The 18,107-nt window shown below is 67.1% G+C and carries 20 protein-coding genes, 1 other RNA gene and 1 pseudogene; 1 reads left to right on the top strand and 21 read right to left on the bottom strand.

Annotated elements, in window-relative coordinates; all coding sequences use genetic code 11:
- Nucleotides 1–33: 33 nt before the first annotated feature.
- On the top strand, nucleotides 34–906 hold the full coding sequence (locus EPO41_RS19605; RefSeq protein WP_296328489.1) for an alpha/beta hydrolase: 873 nt from the start codon (nucleotides 34–36) through the stop codon (nucleotides 904–906).
- Here the strand turns inward: EPO41_RS19605 and thiD are convergent.
- The 21 genes and pseudogenes from thiD to EPO41_RS19500 all read right to left on the bottom strand — a co-directional run bounded on the left by thiD (nucleotide 893) and on the right by EPO41_RS19500 (nucleotide 17,962).
- A complete protein-coding gene (thiD, locus tag EPO41_RS19600; RefSeq protein ID WP_296328486.1) occupies nucleotides 893–1,690 on the bottom strand; it encodes a bifunctional hydroxymethylpyrimidine kinase/phosphomethylpyrimidine kinase in 798 nt (265 codons plus the stop codon). The two genes, EPO41_RS19605 and thiD, sit on opposite strands and share 14 nt — an antisense overlap.
- Nucleotides 1,687–3,036 carry a phosphoglucosamine mutase gene (gene glmM / locus EPO41_RS19595; RefSeq protein ID WP_296328483.1) on the bottom strand — a complete coding sequence of 450 codons (1,350 nt, stop codon included), beginning with the start codon at nucleotides 3,034–3,036 and terminating at the stop codon, nucleotides 1,687–1,689. Before glmM ends, thiD begins: the two co-directional genes overlap by 4 nt.
- 10 nt (nucleotides 3,037–3,046) lie before the next feature.
- Nucleotides 3,047–3,865 (bottom strand): dihydropteroate synthase, encoded by an 819-nt coding sequence (gene folP, locus EPO41_RS19590; protein WP_296328480.1) that lies wholly within the window; start codon nucleotides 3,863–3,865, stop codon nucleotides 3,047–3,049.
- Nucleotides 3,862–5,799 carry an ATP-dependent zinc metalloprotease FtsH gene (ftsH, locus tag EPO41_RS19585; protein WP_296328478.1) on the bottom strand — a complete coding sequence of 646 codons (1,938 nt, stop codon included), beginning with the start codon at nucleotides 5,797–5,799 and terminating at the stop codon, nucleotides 3,862–3,864. Before ftsH ends, folP begins: the two co-directional genes overlap by 4 nt.
- A gap of 22 nt (nucleotides 5,800–5,821) precedes the next feature.
- Entirely contained in the window at nucleotides 5,822–6,901 is a 1,080-nt protein-coding gene (gene tilS / locus EPO41_RS19580; RefSeq protein WP_296328475.1) for a tRNA lysidine(34) synthetase TilS, read from the bottom strand.
- Nucleotides 6,898–7,614: a tol-pal system protein YbgF gene (ybgF, locus tag EPO41_RS19575; RefSeq protein ID WP_296328472.1), complete on the bottom strand. Its 717-nt coding sequence runs from the start codon at nucleotides 7,612–7,614 to the stop codon at nucleotides 6,898–6,900. The genes tilS and ybgF overlap by 4 nt, the downstream gene beginning before the upstream one ends.
- Before the next feature lie 122 nt (nucleotides 7,615–7,736).
- Nucleotides 7,737–8,096 (bottom strand): annotated as a pseudogene (pal, locus tag EPO41_RS19570) (peptidoglycan-associated lipoprotein Pal); the annotation flags it as partial.
- A gap of 178 nt (nucleotides 8,097–8,274) precedes the next feature.
- Entirely contained in the window at nucleotides 8,275–9,597 is a 1,323-nt protein-coding gene (gene tolB / locus EPO41_RS19565; RefSeq protein WP_296328466.1) for a Tol-Pal system beta propeller repeat protein TolB, read from the bottom strand.
- Between the two features lie 44 nt (nucleotides 9,598–9,641).
- Nucleotides 9,642–10,598, bottom strand: coding sequence for a hypothetical protein (locus EPO41_RS19560; protein WP_296328463.1), 957 nt, complete (start codon nucleotides 10,596–10,598; stop codon nucleotides 9,642–9,644).
- Between the two features lie 23 nt (nucleotides 10,599–10,621).
- Entirely contained in the window at nucleotides 10,622–11,173 is a 552-nt protein-coding gene (gene tolR, locus EPO41_RS19555) for a protein TolR (protein ID WP_363247169.1), read from the bottom strand.
- Nucleotides 11,173–11,907, bottom strand: a complete 735-nt coding sequence (gene tolQ / locus EPO41_RS19550; protein ID WP_296328460.1) for a protein TolQ — start codon at nucleotides 11,905–11,907, stop codon at nucleotides 11,173–11,175. Before tolQ ends, tolR begins: the two co-directional genes overlap by 1 nt.
- A gap of 17 nt (nucleotides 11,908–11,924) precedes the next feature.
- Nucleotides 11,925–12,404, bottom strand: coding sequence for a tol-pal system-associated acyl-CoA thioesterase (gene ybgC / locus EPO41_RS19545; protein WP_296328458.1), 480 nt, complete (start codon nucleotides 12,402–12,404; stop codon nucleotides 11,925–11,927).
- Nucleotides 12,401–13,459 carry a Holliday junction branch migration DNA helicase RuvB gene (gene ruvB, locus EPO41_RS19540; protein ID WP_296328456.1) on the bottom strand — a complete coding sequence of 353 codons (1,059 nt, stop codon included), beginning with the start codon at nucleotides 13,457–13,459 and terminating at the stop codon, nucleotides 12,401–12,403. The genes ybgC and ruvB overlap by 4 nt, the downstream gene beginning before the upstream one ends.
- Nucleotides 13,456–14,070, bottom strand: coding sequence for a Holliday junction branch migration protein RuvA (ruvA, locus tag EPO41_RS19535; RefSeq protein WP_296328454.1), 615 nt, complete (start codon nucleotides 14,068–14,070; stop codon nucleotides 13,456–13,458). The genes ruvB and ruvA overlap by 4 nt, the downstream gene beginning before the upstream one ends.
- Nucleotides 14,067–14,558 carry a crossover junction endodeoxyribonuclease RuvC gene (ruvC, locus tag EPO41_RS19530; protein WP_296328452.1) on the bottom strand — a complete coding sequence of 164 codons (492 nt, stop codon included), beginning with the start codon at nucleotides 14,556–14,558 and terminating at the stop codon, nucleotides 14,067–14,069. Before ruvC ends, ruvA begins: the two co-directional genes overlap by 4 nt.
- Nucleotides 14,559–14,568: 10 nt before the next feature.
- Nucleotides 14,569–15,327 (bottom strand): YebC/PmpR family DNA-binding transcriptional regulator, encoded by a 759-nt coding sequence (locus EPO41_RS19525; protein ID WP_296328450.1) that lies wholly within the window; start codon nucleotides 15,325–15,327, stop codon nucleotides 14,569–14,571.
- A 300-nt stretch (nucleotides 15,328–15,627) separates the two neighbouring features.
- Complete coding sequence (locus tag EPO41_RS19520; RefSeq protein WP_296328447.1) at nucleotides 15,628–16,434, bottom strand: TIGR00282 family metallophosphoesterase; 807 nt, start codon at nucleotides 16,432–16,434, stop codon at nucleotides 15,628–15,630.
- Between the two features lie 3 nt (nucleotides 16,435–16,437).
- Entirely contained in the window at nucleotides 16,438–17,013 is a 576-nt protein-coding gene (locus EPO41_RS19515) for a 5-formyltetrahydrofolate cyclo-ligase (protein ID WP_296328446.1), read from the bottom strand.
- A gap of 22 nt (nucleotides 17,014–17,035) precedes the next feature.
- A non-coding RNA gene (gene ssrS, locus EPO41_RS19510) (6S RNA) lies at nucleotides 17,036–17,192 on the bottom strand.
- A gap of 97 nt (nucleotides 17,193–17,289) precedes the next feature.
- Nucleotides 17,290–17,622, bottom strand: a complete 333-nt coding sequence (locus EPO41_RS19505) for a cell division protein ZapA (RefSeq protein ID WP_296328444.1) — start codon at nucleotides 17,620–17,622, stop codon at nucleotides 17,290–17,292.
- Between the two features lie 106 nt (nucleotides 17,623–17,728).
- Nucleotides 17,729–17,962, bottom strand: a complete 234-nt coding sequence (locus tag EPO41_RS19500) for a DUF4164 family protein (protein ID WP_296328442.1) — start codon at nucleotides 17,960–17,962, stop codon at nucleotides 17,729–17,731.
- Nucleotides 17,963–18,107: the final 145 nt, after the last annotated feature.

Below are 18,107 nucleotides of genomic sequence, written 5' to 3'. Positions count from 1 at the left end.
ACCACCATCAACAATGCGAAGAGGAACCGCGCCATGCCGCACGCCACCACGCCCGACGGGGTGAAGCTCTATTACGAGGAGGCCGGCAACGGCACGCCGATCCTGTTCGTCCACGAATATTGCGGAGACTGGCGCGCCTGGGAGCCGCAGATGCGCTTCTTCGCCCGCCGCCATCGCTGCATCACCTATTCTTTCCGCGGCTATCCCGGCTCCGATGTGCCCGCGAGCGGTGACATGTACGGCCAACAATTCGCCGTGGACGATGCCAGGCGCATGCTCGACCACCTCAAGATTTCGAAAGCGCATATCGTCGGCCTGTCGCAGGGCGCCTTCGCGACGGCGCATTTCGGCCGATTGCATGCCGACCGTGCCCTCTCGCTGACCCTCGCAGGCGTAGGGTCCGGCGCCGGCCGCGACGGCCACGAGCAGTTCAAGAAGGATGCGGTGACGACGGCCGGACTCATCCGCAAGCACGGCATGGCGAAGTATGCCGAGAGCCTGACGACCAACCCCACCCGTTCGCGCTTCAGACTGAAGGACCCGCGCGGCTTCGCGGAATTCACGAAGCATCTCTCCGAGCATCCGGACCTCGGCGCCGCCAACACCATGGAGAACTACCAGGGCAAGCGGCCGTCGCTCTATGATTTCGAGGAGGAATGGCAGACGCTCGACGTGCCGACGCTGATCATCTGCGGCGACGAGGACGATCCGTGCCTGCAGCCCAGCCTCTACCTGAAGCGCGTTCTGCCCAATGCCGGCCTCGCGATGTTCGCCAAGACCGGCCATGCGGTGAACCTCGAGGAGCCTGATGCCTTCAATCGCGAGCTCTGGAACTTCATCGTCCAGACCGAGGCCGGGAAATGGACGCCGCGGCAGCCTGCCACGAAGGATGCTAGCCTGATTTGACCGTCACGGCGTGATTGAGCGGACCGTGGCCGCGTCCGAAGCCGGGCGCGGTTTCGATGGCCTTGCGCACATAGTCGCGCGCACGCGCCACGGCATCGCGCAACGTCATCCTCTGCGCCAGCCCCGCCGCGATTGCCGACGCGAGCGTGCAGCCGGTCCCATGGGTGCTGCGGCTCACGATCCTCGCATCCTCGAAGCGGTCGAATCTTCCGTCGTGGAACAGCAGGTCGACAACGCGGTCACCCTCGAGATGGCCGCCCTTCATCAGCACGGCGCCGGCCCCCAGCGAAGCCAGTCTTTCGGCGGCGCGTTTCATGTCGGCCTCGACCCTCACGGGAAATCCCACCAGCACTTCTGCCTCCGGCAGGTTCGGCGTTATCAGCGCCGCCATCGGCAGCAGCGTGTCGCGCAGCGCGGCCTCGGCTTCGGTCAGCAGCAGCCGGTGCCCGCCCTTGGCGACCATCACTGGATCGACGACCAGCGGCACACTGGCCGCATGCCGGGCAAGCCCCGCCGCCACCACGCCGATCACCTCGGCGCTGTGCAGCATGCCGGTCTTCACGGCATCGGCGCCGATGTCGCTCAGCACGACTTCGATCTGCTGGGCGATGAAGGTCGGCTCGATGCCGACCACGCCATGCACACCCTCGGTGTTCTGAGCGGTCAGCGCCGTGATAGCCGTCGCCGCGAAGCCGTTCATCGCGGTGACCGCCTTGATGTCGGCCTGGATGCCCGCCCCGCCGCCGGAATCCGAGCCGGCGATGATCAGCACACGGCCCTTCATGCCGCCTGCCGGGGGATCGCCTCGATGATCTGGTCGACGACGCTGTGCACGAGATCGGAATCGTCCCCCTCGGCCATGACGCGGATCAGCGGTTCCGTACCCGACTTTCGCACGAGGATGCGCCCGCTCTTGCCGAGCCGGGCCTCGGCCGAGGCGATTGCCTTGACCACGGATGCGGCGTGCAGGGCCTGTGTGGCATCGGCCACGCGCACGTTCTTCAGCAGCTGCGGCACAGGCTCGAATGCCCGGAAAAGCTCGCTCGCCGGACGACCGTCGCAGATCAGGGCGGCCAGCGCCTGCAATGCCGCCATCAGCCCGTCGCCGGTGGTGGCATGGTCGGTCATGATGATGTGGCCGGATTGCTCGCCGCCCAGATTGTAACCGTCGGCACGCATGCGCTCGAGGACGTAGCGGTCGCCGACCTGCGTGCGCACCAGCTTCAACCGCCGCGCGTCGAGATAGCGCTCCAGCCCGAGATTGGACATGACCGTCGCCACCACGCCGCCGCCCGACAGCAGGCCGCTCCGCGTCCACTGGTCGGCGATGGTCGCCATGAGCTGGTCGCCGTCGATGACCGCGCCCGTCTCGTCGACCATGATGACGCGGTCGGCGTCGCCGTCGAGGCCGATGCCGATGTGGGCGTGGTGCGCGACCACCTGCTCCTGCAGCACGCCGGGATGCGTCGAGCCGCAGTTGCCGTTGATGTTGAAGCCGTCCGGCGAGACGCCGACGCGAATGACCTCGGCACCGAGTTCGGTGAGCACCGTGGGCGCTACCTTGTAGGCCGCGCCATTGGCACAATCGATGACGATCTTGAGATCGCTGAGGTCGAGGCCGCGCGGCGCCGATGCCTTGACCGCCTCGATGTAGCGGCCCTGCACGTCGTCCAGCCGCTGCGCGCGGCCGATCGCGGCGGAATCGGCGAGAACCAGATCCGAGGGCGACATCACCAGCGCCTGAATCTCGATCTCGACCGCATCGGACAGCTTGAAGCCGTCAGGACCGAACAACTTGATCCCGTTATCCTCGTACGGGTTGTGCGATGCGGAGATCATCACGCCAACGTCGGCGCGCATCGATCTCGTCAGGAAGCCGACCGCGGGCGTAGGAATGGGCCCCAACAGGAACACGTCGACGCCGACCGAGAGGAAGCCCGCAGTCAGGGCCTGCTCCAGCATGTAGCCCGACAGGCGCGTATCCTTGCCGATCACGGCACGGTTGCGATGGGCGCCCCGGTGAAACACCTGTCCCGCGGCCATGCCGATGCGCATCGCGATTTCGGCGGTCATCGGCGCAGTGTTCGCACGACCGCGAATGCCATCCGTGCCGAAGAGTGATCGAACCATAATGATAATTTTACCGCATCGCCTCGAAGACCGCGAGAGCCTGCCGCGTCGCGACGACGTTGTGGACGCGGACGATCGAAGCCCCGCGCCGTACGGCTTCGACGGCCAGAAACGCCGAGGCCGGATCGCGATCCGCCGGCTTTTCGACGCCCGTCAGCCGGCCGATGAAGCTCTTGCGAGAGCAGCCTATCAACACGGGGTATCCGGCCTGTGCCAGACGCTGCGTCCCCGTGATCAAGGCCAGTTCCTCCTCGACCTTCTTGCCGAAGCCGAGACCGGGGTCGAGGGCGATGCTCTGCCGGTCGATGCCCGCCGCCTCGCAAGCGGCGGCACGATCGAGCAGAAACCGCCGTACATCCTCGACGACATCGTCATAGGCCGGACCGGCATAGCGCTCCTCGGGCCGGCCGCGCCGATGCATCAGGACGACCGCCGCCTTGCGCCGCGCCACCAGGGGCAGCATCGCCCCATCGTCGCGCAGCGCCGACACATCGTTCACGATCTGCGCGCCGGCGGCCAATCCCGCATCCGCGACCAGGGCGCGGCGCGTGTCGAGCGAGACGATTGCTCCCTGCCGGACCAGCCCCTCCACGACGGGGAGGATGCGGCGGCATTCCTCCTCGGGAGAGACGGAAGCCGAACCGGGGCGCGTGGACTCGCCGCCGACATCGAGGATATCGGCCCCCTCCGCCACGAAGCGCAGGCCATCGTCGATGGCCCGCGCCGGGTCGAGGCGTTCACCGCCGTCGGAAAAGGAATCGGGCGTCACGTTCACGATCGCCATCACGACAGGGCGATCGAGCGCGAGGCCCGCGAAGCTTCGCGTCAAACGCCCGGCTGAGGCTCGGGATTGGCGCCTGGCGCCGGGCCGGTGCTGGTCGGGACCGAGGCGCGGCGACGGCGGTCCGACGTGCCCGCGCCGCCGGTGTCGTCGCGCACGACCTTCTCGCCGCGCAGGATCGTGCCGATTTCGTCGTTGCTCAGCGTCTCGTACTCGAGCAGCGCCCTGGCGATCGTGTGCAGATCCTCGAGGCGCTCGGTGAGGATCGTCCGCGCCCGGCCTTCGGCCTCCTCGATCAGGCGGCGGACCTCCTGGTCGATGAGCTGCGACGTCGCCTCGGAGACGTTCTGCGTCTGCGTGACGGCGTGGCCCAGGAAGACCTCCTGCTCGTTCGCCTGATAGCGCACGCGGCCAAGCTTCTCGGACATGCCGTAGGCGGTGATCATGCCGCGCGCGGTCTGGGTCGCGACCTGAATGTCGCTGGCGGCGCCCGTCGTCACGTTCTCCGGACCGAACACCAGCTCCTCGGCCAGGCGACCGCCAAACATGATGGCGAGCCGCGACTCCAGATACTGCTTGGTGTGGCTCAGGTGATCGCGCTCCGGCAGCTGCATGGTGACACCCAGCGCGCGGCCGCGCGGAATGATCGTCACCTTGTGCAGCGGGTCGCTCTTCGGCACGTGCATGGCGACCAGCGCGTGGCCCGCCTCATGGTAGGCCGTAAGCGTCTTCTCCTCGTCGGTCATCGCCATCGAGCGGCGCTCGGTGCCCATCAGCACCTTGTCCTTGGCATACTCGAAGTCGCCCATGGTCACGAGACGCTTGCCGACGCGCGCGGCGCGCAGCGCGGCCTCATTCACCAGGTTGGCGAGATCGGCACCGGAGAAACCGGGCGTGCCGCGGGCCAGCACCCTCGGATCGACGTCCGGCGCCAGCGGCACCTTGCGCATGTGGACCTTGAGGATCTTCTCGCGGCCGCCGACATCCGGGTTCGGCACCACGACCTGGCGGTCGAAGCGGCCCGGACGCAGCAGCGCGGGGTCGAGCACGTCGGGACGGTTGGTGGCGGCGATCAGGATGACGCCCTCGTTGGCCTCGAAACCGTCCATCTCGACCAGCAGCTGGTTCAGCGTCTGCTCGCGTTCGTCGTTGCCGCCGCCCAGGCCGGCGCCACGATGGCGGCCGACGGCGTCGATTTCGTCGATGAACACGATGCAGGGCGCGTTCTTCTTGGCCTGCTCGAACATGTCGCGCACGCGGCTGGCGCCGACGCCCACGAACATCTCGACGAAGTCGGAGCCCGAGATGGTGAAGAACGGCACGTTGGCTTCGCCGGCGATGGCGCGCGCCAACAGGGTCTTACCGGTACCCGGGGGGCCGACCAGTAAGCAGCCCTTGGGGATCTTGCCGCCCAGGCGCTGGAACTTCTGCGGGTCCTTCAGGAAGTCGACGATCTCCTCGAGCTCGCCCTTGGCCTCGTCGATTCCGGCGACGTCGTCAAAGGTGACGCGACCATGCTTCTCGGTGAGGAGGCGCGCCTTGGACTTGCCGAAGCCCATGGCCCGGCCGGTGCCGCTCTGCATCTGGCGCAGGAAGAAGATGTAGACGCCGACCAGCACGAGCACGGGCAGCCAGCTCACGAAGATGCTGCCGAGATTGACACCCTCTTCCGCCGGCCCGGCATCGACGCGGTCGACGTTCTTGATGAGCATCGGCATCAACTGGTCGTCGGGCGGGGTGCTCGGCGCGTAGGTCGAGAATTTCTGCACGCCGTTGCGCGGCTCGCGGAAGGTGCCGCTGATCGTGTTGCCCTGGATACGAACGTCCTGGATCTGCCGCTGTTCAACCGCCCGGACGAATTCCGAATAGGAGATCGTGTTGCCGGGAGACCGGGTCGCGCCGCCCTGGAAGACGCTGTAGAGCAGCGCGAGCAGCAGGACGATGACGATCCACAGGGCAGCGTTACGATTGAACGGGTTCACTGATGGCTTCCGTAAAATAGGGCTACGACCAAAGATGGGTTGCGGCCGCCGGGTCGCAAGCGAAAAATGCAGCGGGAATCAAGGGCTGCCTTCCTTTCCTGCCACTTTCGGGCCGGACAATCCACTCAAGCTGGCGCGAGCCGACAGCCTGACGCAGGGCGAATTGGCACCCCGACAGGGTGAAATCCTGCCTGCGGCCCGATTTGCCGCGGTCCGGCGCTCCGAACATCCGGGCCAGGCCCCGATCGAGCCGGTCTCGCCGCGGCGGATGAGAACCGCCTCCCAAGGCCTGCACGACGCGGCTCACCAGCCGGGCACGCGTGTCGCGGGCCAGCCGCTCGAGCGCCGTACGGTCGATCGCGATGCTCCCGTCCGCCCGGGACTCGATAAGTTCGACCCCCGCCCGGGCGGCCTGCGCCTCCCGGCCGGCACGCAGGAGGTCTGCATCCGGCTGCCCCGGCCCGATCGTCCCGGTGAGGCGCAGGCGAGCCCGCTCGAAGCGCGGATCGAAATTGGAAGGATCGTCGACCCAGGCGACGCCGCGCGCCATGAGTGTTGCCGACAGGCGTGCCCGCGGCACGCAGAGCAGCGGCCGCAGCAGGCGAACCTCCGGCCACTCGACGAGGGCGGCCATGCCGGCCAGCCCATCCGGGCCGCTGGCGCGCGCGGCGCGCATCGCGATCGTCTCGGCCTGGTCGCCGGCATGGTGGGCCACCAGAAGATGGAGGATGCCGCGCTCCCGGCACGCCTCGCGCAGCAGACGGTAGCGGGCGTCGCGCGCGGCTTCCTGCAGGCTGGCCAGCGGCTTGGCGCCGGTCCAGCGCAGGACGAGGCTCTGCACCCCGTGCCGAGCCAGCACCTCCACTGTCACCTGCGCTTCCCCCGCCGCCTCCTGCCGCAGGCCATGATCGACGATCAGCGCCAGAACCCGGCCGCCCTGCCCGGTCGACCATTCGTGCGCGAGCAGGGCGAGGCTGAGAGAGTCGCGGCCGCCGGAAACGGCGACAGCCAGTTCAGGACATGCCTCGAAAGGTCCGAACAGCGCCATCAGGCGCGCGAAGGTCGCTCCGTCGACGGGGCGCGGCTCGGCGGGATCGCTCACCCGCAGCCGTTCTTCTGCCGCTCCTGGTCGATCCGGCGCTTCTGCAGGTCGGTCGCGCGCGGATAGTCCTGGTTGAAGCGGGCGAACACGGCGCAGGCATCCGGCTTGCGGCCCATCACGGACATGGTGATGCCGAGCTTCAGGAGATTGTCGGGCCCCTTCGGACTGTTCTTGTAGACCTTGTAGCCTTCGGCGAAGGCCGTGAGGGCGTTGCTGTAGTCGCGGCGCGCGTAATAGGTCTCACCGAGCCAGTACTGTGCATTGCCGGCGAGCTTGTTCTGCGGATTGCGCTGGATGAAGGTCCTGAAGCCGCGCTCGGCGGCCGCATAGTCACCTTCCTGCAGCTTCTTGACGGCCTCGTCGTAGAGCTGGTCGGCATTGGCAGCGCCTGCGGGAGGCGTCGGCGAAGGTGTCGCGGGCGCCGCGGCCTGCGCGCCCGGACGCGGCGCGGCGCCTCCGGGGCGGCCGGCCCCACCCTTCTCGAGTTGCTCGATGCGGTACTCGTAGTCGGCCTGCATCTTCTCCATCTGCTGCTGCAGCTTCGCGTTGCGATTCTGCAGTTGCTCGATCTGGCCGGTCATCATCGTGAGCGACTGCTGGAGCTGATTGAGTCGATCATCGATATAGACTGCATCGCCTCCCCGTTGCGCCGCTGCCGCGGTCGGCAGGGCAAGAACGATTAGGAGAGCGAGCCGGGAGGGAAAGATCTTCATGGCCAACGCTTTGTTCACATCAAACGCGGCCATTTTCAGGCATGGCCGTCCCGCCGCCAAACGAAAACGCCGGTCGCATGGCGACCGGCGTTGTCCGCACTCGCCTCGGTGCGAGGCGATTCCTACTCCAGGGCGGTAACGGCGCGGCGATTACGCGCCCAGGCCGCTTCGTCGGAGCCGACCGGATCGGGCCTTTCCTTGCCGTAGCTGACGGTCTTGATGCGCGTCGCGGGGATGCCCTGTGCGATCAGGTACTGGCGCGCGGCATTGGCACGGCGCTCGCCGAGCGCGAGGTTGTATTCACGCGTGCCGCGCTCGTCGCAGTGGCCCTCGATGGTGATCTGGTAGTTCGAATATTTCTTCAGCCACTCGGCCTGGCGGTTCAGGGTCTGACGGCCGTCCTCGCGCACAGTGGAGGAGTCGGTGTCGAAGAAGACGCGGTCGCCGACGTTCTGCCGGAAGTCGCCGACCGATCCGGGCGTCACGGTCGTGGTGGCCGCAGAGGCCGTCTGCGTGTCGTTGTTGCTGCAGGCCGCAATGAGGAACAGCGCTGCAATGGCCGACAAAGCCTTGATCATGCTCATATTTCGATCCACTCCCTGACGGAATCGACCCGGGCGAGGGGTACGCACGGGTCGACAGAAAAGATCATATATTTCGCTACTGCGGAATCAAGGGCGACCAGGCCGGATCCGACGCGTCGGTCGGCGTCGGCACCTGCCGCTCGAAGCGGCCGGTGATGTCGATCTGGTGCAGGGAAGCCGACCCCGCTCTGCCGCCCGAGCTGGGCTGTCCCCGGAAGAACATCAGCACGCGGCCGTTGGGCGCCCAGGTCGGACCCTCGACGAGGAAGCCGCTGGCCAGCATGCGCTCGCCGCTGCCGTCCGAGCGCATCACACCGATGCCGAAGCCGCCCGCACCGATCTTGGTGAAGGCGATGAAGTCGCCGCGCGGCGACCAGACCGGCGTCGCGTAGCGTCCGTCACCGAAGCTGATGCGCCGCTCGCCGCCCCCGCCGGCACTCATCACGTAGAGCTGCTGGGCGCCGCCGCGGTCGGAGTTGAACACGATCTGCGAGCCGTCGGCCGAGAAGCACGGCGAGGTGTCGATGGCGGGCGAGTTGGTCAGGCGGCGGAGCTGCCGGCCGCGCACGTCCATCTCATAGATGTTGGTGCGGCCGTTCTCCGCGATGCTCATGACCACCTTGGTGCCGTCCGGCGAGAAGCGCGGCGCGAAGCTCATGCCCGGGAAGTTGCCGAGCAGCTCGCGGCGGCCGCTGTCGACGTTCTGCAGGTAGACGCGCGGCGGCCCGTTGTTCTCGCCGTACGCCATGTAGACGATTTCCTGCAGGGTCGGCGAGAAGCGCGGCGTCAGCGCGATGGTCTTGCCGTCGGTCAGGTAGCGGTTGTTGGCGCCGTCCTGGTCCATGACCGCGATGCGCTTGGTCCGGTTGTTGCCTGGGCCGGTCTCGGAGACGTAGGCGACGCGGGTGTCGAAATAACCTTCCTCGCCAGTCACGCGCTTGTAGATCGCGTCGGAAATGATGTGCGCGAGGCGCCGCCAGTTGCTCGGCTGGCTGGTGAAGGACAGGCCGGTGGCCTGCTGGCTCGTGACGACGTCCCACAGGCGGAAGTCGACCTTGATGCTGCCGCCGACCGAGGTGACCTGGCCGACGACCAGGCCGGCCGCGCCGACGCTGCGCCAGTCCTGGAAACGCGGCGGCGAGGTCGCGTCGACGTCCTTCTGGATGTAGGCGCTCGTGGGGATTACCCGGAACAGGCCGCAATTCTGCAGGTTGTTCCGGATCACGCCCGCCATCTGGGCGCCCACCGGGTCGCCCTTGAAGTCGACGATGGCGATCGGCACCGGCTCGAAGCTCGGCCGCGTCATGTCGATGGTGAGCTGCGCGCGCGCCGTGCCCGCAACGCCGATGGTGGCGAGGGCAGCACCGCCCAGCAGGGTCGTCCGTCGGGGAAGCATCATGTCGGACCTCTTCATCTCAAGGCTTCTATTAGGGTGGAGGGGTCTTAGTAGTCACGTGGATCGAAATTGAAGGTGATCGTTCGCCAGCTCGCGAACTTCTCTGGCGAAAGCGGCCAGGGCTGGCAACGCGGATTCATGATGGCGCGATGCGCCGCATCGGCTGCGGCACGAAAGACCGGATCGCTGTTATAGCGCCCCGTATCTCGCAGCTCAGCCTTCACCGGTGTACCGTTCTGGTTCATCTCGACGGTCAGCGTAATGATCATAGCTTGATCACGGGATCCGCCCTGCGTGTTCCAGCAGGGCCGGATCTTCTGGCGCACGCCCTCGATCTCGCTCGCCGTGACGACGGCCGCCAGGTTCGGCGCGGCCGGCGCCTGGCGGGTGACCTGCTGCACGGGCTTCGGGCTCTGCTCAGGCGTCTGGATCTTCTGCTGCGACTGCTTGTTCTTCAGGATGTCGTCGATCATGGAATCGACGCTCTGCTTGGGCGGCGCAGGCTTGGGCGGCGGCGGCTTGGGCGGCTCCGGTTTCTTCACCTCGGGGGCAGGCTTGGGCGGCTCCGGCGGCTTCTCGACCTTCGGCTTCTCGGGCTCCTTGGGCTTCATCGCCACGAGATCCTCGACCGGCTTGGCGGCCTCCGTCTTGGGCTTCTCCTCCGGCTTGGGCGGGGTCGGCGGCTTCGGGGGCTCGACGACTTCGGGCGGCTTGGGAGTCGGCGGCGACGGCGGCGGCTCCGCCGACTTCACCGGCGGCGCCTTGGTCGTCTCCTGCGCGATGGGCGCGTCCTTCGGCTGCGGCGGCAGGTTGGCCACCGTGGGTGCACCCGCCTTCTTGTCGATCGCCTCGAACTCGACCATCACGGGCTCGGGCTCCATCGGCGGCGTGCGGCCGAAGAAGTCGAGATTGAGCACCGCCGCTCCCAACACGAAGACGTGCACCATCGCCGACGCGATGGCCGGTGTGCGCATCTCGATGCTGTCAGGGTGACGCCGAACCATCGTCCTCTTCGTGTCCGTTGCTCTCAGCGCCGGGGCGTTGGCGCCTGGGGTTGCTGTTGAGGTTGCGGAGCGCGGGGAGCGGGCTGGCCGGGCGTGGCCGGCGTGACGGTGCCGCCGCCCCGTCCGAGCGCCTGCGCTTGTTCACCGAGCAGGCCAAGCTGGCGGAAGCCGCTGTCGATCACGACGCCCATGACCTCCATCATCTTTCCGTAGTCGACGCTCTTGTCGCCGCGCATGAAGACACGCTGGTCGGGTTTCTCCTCATGCACGGCCTTCAGCTTCGCGCCGAGTTCCGCGATGTCGTACTTGGTCTCGCCCAGGAACACCTCACCCTGAGAGTTCACCGACACAACCATCGGTTCATCCTTGCCGCCGACCTGCTGGGCGCTGGTCTTCGGCAGGTCGACCGGCACGCCGACCTGGAGCAGCGGCGCCGTCACCATGAAGATGATCAGCAACACCAGCATGACGTCGACCAGGGGCGTCACGTTGATGTCGGCGATGGGCGTATAGCTTCGCCGCTTGAACTTGCCGCCCGACGAATTGGCGCCGGGTGCCGGAATGACGCCCGACATCAGACCTGTTCCTCGAGCTGACGCGACAGGATGGTGATGAACTCACCGGCAAAGGCCTCGAGCTGCTGGGCGTAGCGCGAGACCTGGCCCGACAGGATGTTGTAGGCGCCGGCCGCGGGAATGGCGGCGACCAGGCCGATGGCGGTGGCGAACAGCGCCTCCGAGATGCCGGGCGCCACGACCGCGAGCGAGGTGTTCTTCGACTGAGCAATGTGGCTGAAGCTGTTCATGATGCCCCAGACGGTGCCGAACAGGCCAACGAACGTGGCGTTGGCGCCGACCGTTGCGAGGAAGCCCAGTCGCTTCTCGATCGCCTCCATCTCGCGCTGGATGGTGACACCCATCACCTGCTCGATGCGCTGGCGCAAGGCCGCACGCGCCGTGGCGCTGGAGGCGAGGCCCTTGGATACGGACCGGCGCCATTCGCGCATGGCCGCCGAAAAGATGCTCGACATCGGGTCGTCGGGCTTGGCGCCGACGCGGTCATAGAGATCTTCGAGCGAGACGCCGGACCAGAACGTGTCCTCGAAGGCCTGGGCGCTGCGCTTCAGCGAACGCAGGCGGAGAACCTTCTCGAAGATGATCGCCCATGACCAGAACGAGGCCAGCAGGAGCAGGATCATGATGGCCTTCACCACCCAATCGGCCTGCATGAACAGGCCGTACACGGACAAATCCATTGTCCCAGTGCCGCCGCCGAGGGGGGCTCCGGCGACCTGCGCAAACGCGTCCATTTATGTTCTCCGTTGGTTCAAGAGGGTTGTATCCGAATATGGCGTGAGCGGGGCGATCCGCTCAGCGCTACCTGGGCCAGGGCAGTCCGCACGAGCGGCGGCAATCGGACAGGCCGACCGCCCTCGCCCATGCAGGCGACGACGAGTTCGGCTCGAACCAGGATCTCTCCATTGCGGCGCGCATGCTGAATCATGTCGAGCGATGCGCCACGCAACTCACCGCAGCCGGTGACGATCTCGATCGCATCGTCCAGCCGCGCCGGCTTGAGGTAATCGATGGCGCAGCGACGCACGACCCAGTGGATGCCACGCTCCTCGCGGAGCGCCGTGTGCTGCTCTCCCAGCAGCCGCAGCAGTTCCGTGCGGCCCCGTTCGAGGAAGCGCAACCAGTTGGCATAGTAGACGATGCCCGCGGCATCGGTGTCCTCGTAGTAGACGCGCAGCGGCAGCACGTGGCTGCCCTCGTGGATGCACCCGGAGGTCGGGAACGCGTTCACGCATCCTCCGTCGGGCTACCCGCGGCCAGAAGGTCGAGCTGCTGCTTCTGCCCCTTGGGCATCGCCAGCCCGAGATGCCGGTACCCGGCCTCGGACAGGAGGCGGCCGCGCGGTGTGCGCATCAACAGGCCGAGCTGCATCAGATAGGGTTCGATCACGTCCTCGATGACGTCGCGCTGTTCCGCCAGTGCCGCCGCGAGCGTCTCAGCGCCCACCGGGCCGCCGCCGTAATTCTCGGCGATGCAGGCGAGATATTTGCGATCCATGGCGTCGAGGCCGCGCCCGTCGACTTCGAGGCGCGTCAGCGCTGCATCGGCCACTTGCGCATCGACGCCGGCATCTCCCGCGACCGCCGCGAAGTCGCGAACCCGGCGCAGCAGGCGGTTGGCGACGCGCGGGGTGCCCCGTGACCTCTTGGCGATCTCCGCGCTGCCATCGGGCGCGAGCGGCATCCTGAGGACGCGGGCAGCGCGCTGCACGATGGTCTCGAGTTCGGCCGGCTCGTAGAACACCATGCGCAGCGGGATACCGAAGCGCTCGCGCAGCGGCCGCGTCATGAGGCCGGACCTGGTGGTGGCGCCCACCAGCGTGAACGGCGGCAGCTCGATGCGAACCGAGCGCGCAGCCGGCCCCTCGCCGATCATCAGGTCGAGCTGGAAATCCTCCATTGCGGGATAGAGGACCTCCTCGATTGCAGGATTGAGACGGTGGATCTCGTCGATGAACAGCACATCGTGTGGCTGTAGATTGGTGAGCTGCGCCGCGAGGTCGCCCGCCTTCTGGATGACGGGCCCGGATGTCGCGCGAAAACCCACGCCCATCTCGCGCGCCACGATCTGCGCCATCGTCGTCTTGCCGAGGCCCGGAGGTCCGTGCAGCAGGACGTGGTCCAGCGCCTCGCCGCGGCCCTTGGCGGCAGCGATGAAGATCTTCAGGTTCTCGCGGACCTGCTTCTGGCCGATGAAATCGTCGAGCGTCTGCGGGCGCAACGCCAGCTCGGCGGCGTCTTCCTCGGACCGCTTGGCCGTCACCAGGCGTTCGGGCGCGGCGCTCATCGTGCAAGCTCCTGAAGGCCGGCACGGATCACGGCATCCAGCTGGGCCTCAGCACCCAACCGCTGGGTGACGCGCGCGACGGCGCCGAAGGCCTCGACGCGCTTGTAGCCCAGGTTGACCAGGGCGGAGATCGCATCCTCGTTGATCGAGCCGGGCGCGCTAACCGCCGCGCCGGGCTTGCTTGCTGCCGCGGGAACGGTGGCCACACCGAACGCGGCCGCCTTGTCCTTCAATTCGGTGGCGAGGCGCGCCGCGAGCTTCGGCCCGACGCCGGGCGGTCGACTCAGGGTCGCGCGATCCTGCGCCGCGATCGCACGGGCGATCTCGTCGGGCGACAGGGTCGACAGGATCGACAGCGCCACGCGCGCGCCCACACCCTGCACGGTCGTCAGGATGCGGAACCAGTCGCGTTCACCCGTCTCGAGGAAGCCGTAGAGCGCGATGGCATCCTCGCGCACGATCGTCTCGACCAGCATGGTCGCTGCTGCGCCGACGGAGAGGTCGCGCAAGGTGCGCGCCGAGGCAGAGACGAGATAACCGACGCCGCCCACGTCGATGACGGCGCTGTCGGTGTCGACCGAGTCGACGAGGCCCTTCAGCTTGGCGATCACAGTGCGGCCTCGATGCGTCGCGCGGTGGCGCGGTGGTGGGCGTGGCAGATCGCGACCGCCAGCGCATCGGCGGCGTCTTGTTTGGCATCGACGCCCGGCAGCAGCCGTCCGACCATCATGGCGATCTGGCTCTTGTCGGCGTGCCCGGCCCCGACCACTGACTTCTTCACCAGATTCGTCGAGTATTCGAACACGGGCAGGCCGGCCCGGGCAGGCGCCAGCATGACGACGCCGCGCGCCTGGCCGAGCTTCAGGGTTGACCCCGGATTGACGTTCACGAAGGTCTCCTCGACCGCGGCCTCGACCGGCCGCTGCGCTTCGACGACGCCGGCGACGCCCTCGAACAGTTCCCTCAGCCGCTCGGCCAGCGTGCCCGCCGTCGCGACCCTGACGACACCGTGCGCCACGTGGCGCAGCCGGTTGCCTTCGACCTCGATCACGCCCCAGCCGGTCAGCCGCAGGCCGGGATCGAGGCCGATCAGTCTCATTCCACCCGGCTCAGGCCGCGAACTTCGCCAGGGCGTCGTCCGACACCTCGAAGTTGGCGTAGACGTTCTGGACGTCGTCGTTGTCTTCCAGGGCCGAGATGAGATCCAGCAGCGTCTGCACGGTCTCGCCCTCGATCGGCGCACCGGTCTTGGGACGCCAGGTCAGCTTGGCGACGCTGGGCTGGCCCAGCGACTTCTCCAGCGCCTCGCGCACCAGGTTGAAATCCTCCTGCGCGCAGTAGATTTCGTGGACACCCTCTTCGCCCTCGCCGCTCACCACGTCCTCGGCGCCGGCCTCGATCGCCTTCTCCATCACCTCGTCTGCGCTGCCGACGGACAGCGGGAAGCGGAATTCGCCCAGCCGGTCGAACATGAACGACACGCTGTTGGATTCACCCAGGTTGCCGCCGTGCTTGGAGAAGATCGAGCGGACCTCGCCGGCGGTGCGATTGCGGTTGTTGGTCAGCGCCTCGACGATCACGGCGACGCCGGCCGGGCCGTAACCCTCGTAGCGCACCTCGTCGTAGTTCGCGTCGGCATCGGGACCCGAGCCGCGCTTGATGGCGCGATCGATCGTGTCGCGGGTCATGTTGGCGTCGCGCGCGGCGATCACGGCGGCCCGCAGGCGCGGGTTCGACGCCGGATCGGCCGCCCCCAGCCGCGCCGCCGTCGTGATTTCGCGGATCAGCTTGGTAAAGATCTTGGCCCGCACGGCGTCCTGACGCCCTTTGCGGTGCATGATGTTCTTGAATTGGGAATGCCCCGCCATCGCAGACAACCAGATTAGGTAACGAGATGAGCCGGCTATACCACTTCTCGTGGGTTTTGGCAGGCTGGAGACGGCCCAACAGGCCTTTGGGACAAAAAAAGGCGGGGGCCGAAGCCCCCGCTAAAAAACGTCGGAACCTTGATTCCGACGCCCCCTCTAACCTTGAAGACAGTTCGCCGATCCGGCGAAAAACCGTTTAACTTCAAAAGGATGCCGGTTTTTCCCCAGGCCGTCAACGACCCTCTTCGAGCACCGCTAATAGATGGGCACGACGCCCATCAGACACAAGATGCGGGAAAGTCAGGCGGCTGGAGCCAGCCGCCCCCCGACCCTGACCGGCCGGATCGACCGGGCGAGACCCGTCCGGTCGTCGGTTTCGACAACCGCCGCGCACAAAGTCCCCTCGCCCTCGGCCGGCGACAGGCGCTCACCGGGCATTTTCCGGATGAATCGCTGCATCGCGACCTCCTTCTTCATGCCGATCACGCTGTCATAGTCGCCGCACATGCCGACATCGGTCTGGTATGCCGTGCCGCCGGGCAACACCCAGCCATCGGCGGTCGGGACATGGCTGTGACTGCCGAGGACTGCCGAGGCGCGGCCGTCGCAGAAGTGCCCGATCGACTGCTTCTCGCTGGTCGCCTCGCCATGCACGTCGATCAGGATCGCCTGCGCGCCCCGGCCCAGCGCATACTTCGAGAGTTCGGCATCGAGCGCGCGGAACGGGTCGTCGAGCGCGTCCATGAACAGCCGGCACATGACGTTGATCACCACGACCTTCTGGCCGCGCGGCGTCTGGAACAGGTTGGCGCCCCATCCCGGCGTGCCGGGAGGAAAGTTCACCGGCCGCAGCAGGCGCTTGTCCTGTGCGATGTAGGGGATGATCTCGCGCTGGTCCCAGGCATGATTGCCGGTGGTGATGCAGTCGACGCCGGCCTCGTGCAACTCGGCACAGATCTTGGCGGTGATGCCGAAACCGGCGGCGGCGTTCTCGCCGTTCACCACGACGAAATCGAGCCCCAGTTCGCGACGGAGCCGCGGCACTTCCTTGACGACCGCGTCGCGGCCGGCGCGGCCGACGATGTCGCCGCAGAACATGATCTTCATGTATCAGACAAAGGCGCAAGCACGCCGGTCGGTCAACAGCCAATCGAGCCGCTGGTCGCCGGCACCGTGCGGCACCTCCTCCACGAGCTGCAGGTCGAAGCCGACGCCGATCGCCGTCACCTTGCGCCGCTCGCGCAGGTCGTCGAGCGTGCGGTCGTAGAAGCCACCGCCATAGCCCAGCCGCCAGCCCTCCGGATCGCAGGCCAGCAACGGCACCAGCAGGACGTCGGGCTCCAGCGTCTCGCAGCCGGCCGACGGCTGCAGCGTGCCGAACACGCCCGCTTCCAGTGGATCGCCCGGTTGCCAGGCCCGGAACGACAGCCGTTGTCCACGGCCGTGCACGACCGGCAGGGCCAACCGGCATCCCTCGCCGTGAAGATGAGCCATCAGGGGGCGGATATCGATCTCGTCCTTGATCGGCCAAAAGCCCGCGACCACGGCGGGCAACTCAGCGGGGCGTTCGAGTTGGTAGATTTCGAGAAGGCCCGCGGCTGCGGCGCGGCGATCGTCCTCGCCGAGTCCTTGGCGGCGGATCATCATCGCGCCGCGAAGCGCCCGTTTGCGTTCGATCAGTGTCATTGCGGCAAGGGAAGCAAGGTGGGGCGGCTCCACGATGGGCCGTGGCTCGAAGAACCTCCAAGGCCTGCAAAAGCAGGTGGGCGTCGTGTAGCCAAGACCAGGGTCAAGGCCAGGAACAACTCCCAGGAGTTCTTATTGGCCCCGGGGTTTTTAGCGAACCACGCGCCGCGCAGAAATCCGCCCCGCATCCAATGTAGGGACTCGGGGCGGTCGTCGCAATGAGAGGGAGCCGTACTGATGCAGATCCCTCGCGTTGCTCGGGATGTCAGGCGCCGCCTACGCGGCCCCTGACACCTTCTTCGACATCTTGTCGACGCGGGCCGTGATCAGCTCCTCGAGCGCCGTGGCCAGCGTCTCGGCGCTATCCGACGCGGTCGCGCGAGCACTCTCGGCCGCCTTGGCGACACCGCGCGCCTCGCGGCTCTCCTCGGCCAGCAGCAGCGAGGCGAACACCAGGAGCTTGAACTCGGGCGTGCCGGGAAGCTGGCGACGCAGATCGGTCACCTTCTCCTCGACATAGGCGGCCAGTTCCTGGACGCGCGCTTCCTCGCCTTCGCCACAAGCGAGATCATAGGTACGACCGGCGATCTGAACCGAAACCTGCGGCATTTTCCGCGTCTCCTGTTTTTGCGCCTTATTCGGCGTTTGAGGGGATTTGCAGTCTGACACGTCGCACCCGGCGACGCACTCCCGGGCTGGGGAGAAAGAGGGCTGGCTACGATTGATCGGCAGCCAGAAGTGACCGGATATATTCCATGGCGCGTTCGAGGCGCGCTTCGACCTCGGTCGCCACCCGCTTCAGCTCTTCATGCTCGCTTTCGACCTTGGCGAGACGGGCGGCCAGCTCATCGGAATGCGCCCGTTCGACGCGCAGACGCTCGTCGACCATCGACTCGAGCCGGCTGAGCGCGCTGTCGACTCGGTCCGTTACGCTGGCTGCCTTGGACATCGCTCCCCCGACAGCGGATCGCCGTTGGTCACCCGGCTGAATCTGCTCCATGGTGAAAGGATAGGTGGTGTGCCTGTGAGCGGTCAACATCTTGACCCTGTGGAGGGGAAAGGCCCGCAATATCTTGGCTTTGCCCGAGTTTTTG

The sequence above is a fragment of the Reyranella sp. genome, assembly GCF_004297265.1.
Classification (GTDB): domain Bacteria; phylum Pseudomonadota; class Alphaproteobacteria; order Reyranellales; family Reyranellaceae; genus Reyranella.
Note: the sequence above shows the minus strand (reverse complement) of the source record. Positions and strands in the feature narration are given on the sequence as shown.

What these genes read in the sequence shown, in the direction of transcription:
- EPO41_RS19605 (WP_296328489.1), top strand. Translation starts at nt 34, where the DNA reads ATGCCGCACGCCACCACGCCCGACGGGGTGAAGCTCTATTACGAGGAG.
- thiD (WP_296328486.1), bottom strand. Translation starts at nt 1,690, where the DNA reads ATGAAGGGCCGTGTGCTGATCATCGCCGGCTCGGATTCCGGCGGCGGG.
- glmM (WP_296328483.1), bottom strand. Translation starts at nt 3,036, where the DNA reads ATGGTTCGATCACTCTTCGGCACGGATGGCATTCGCGGTCGTGCGAAC.
- ybgF (WP_296328472.1), bottom strand. Translation starts at nt 7,614, where the DNA reads ATGAAGATCTTTCCCTCCCGGCTCGCTCTCCTAATCGTTCTTGCCCTG.
- tolB (WP_296328466.1), bottom strand. Translation starts at nt 9,597, where the DNA reads ATGATGCTTCCCCGACGGACGACCCTGCTGGGCGGTGCTGCCCTCGCC.
- EPO41_RS19560 (WP_296328463.1), bottom strand. Translation starts at nt 10,598, where the DNA reads ATGGTTCGGCGTCACCCTGACAGCATCGAGATGCGCACACCGGCCATC.
- tolR (WP_363247169.1), bottom strand. Translation starts at nt 11,173, where the DNA reads ATGTCGGGCGTCATTCCGGCACCCGGCGCCAATTCGTCGGGCGGCAAG.
- tolQ (WP_296328460.1), bottom strand. Translation starts at nt 11,907, where the DNA reads ATGGACGCGTTTGCGCAGGTCGCCGGAGCCCCCCTCGGCGGCGGCACT.
- ruvB (WP_296328456.1), bottom strand. Translation starts at nt 13,459, where the DNA reads ATGAGCGCCGCGCCCGAACGCCTGGTGACGGCCAAGCGGTCCGAGGAA.
- ruvC (WP_296328452.1), bottom strand. Translation starts at nt 14,558, where the DNA reads ATGAGACTGATCGGCCTCGATCCCGGCCTGCGGCTGACCGGCTGGGGC.
- EPO41_RS19525 (WP_296328450.1), bottom strand. Translation starts at nt 15,327, where the DNA reads ATGGCGGGGCATTCCCAATTCAAGAACATCATGCACCGCAAAGGGCGT.
- EPO41_RS19520 (WP_296328447.1), bottom strand. Translation starts at nt 16,434, where the DNA reads ATGAAGATCATGTTCTGCGGCGACATCGTCGGCCGCGCCGGCCGCGAC.
- EPO41_RS19515 (WP_296328446.1), bottom strand. Translation starts at nt 17,013, where the DNA reads ATGACACTGATCGAACGCAAACGGGCGCTTCGCGGCGCGATGATGATC.
- EPO41_RS19505 (WP_296328444.1), bottom strand. Translation starts at nt 17,622, where the DNA reads ATGCCGCAGGTTTCGGTTCAGATCGCCGGTCGTACCTATGATCTCGCT.
- EPO41_RS19500 (WP_296328442.1), bottom strand. Translation starts at nt 17,962, where the DNA reads ATGTCCAAGGCAGCCAGCGTAACGGACCGAGTCGACAGCGCGCTCAGC.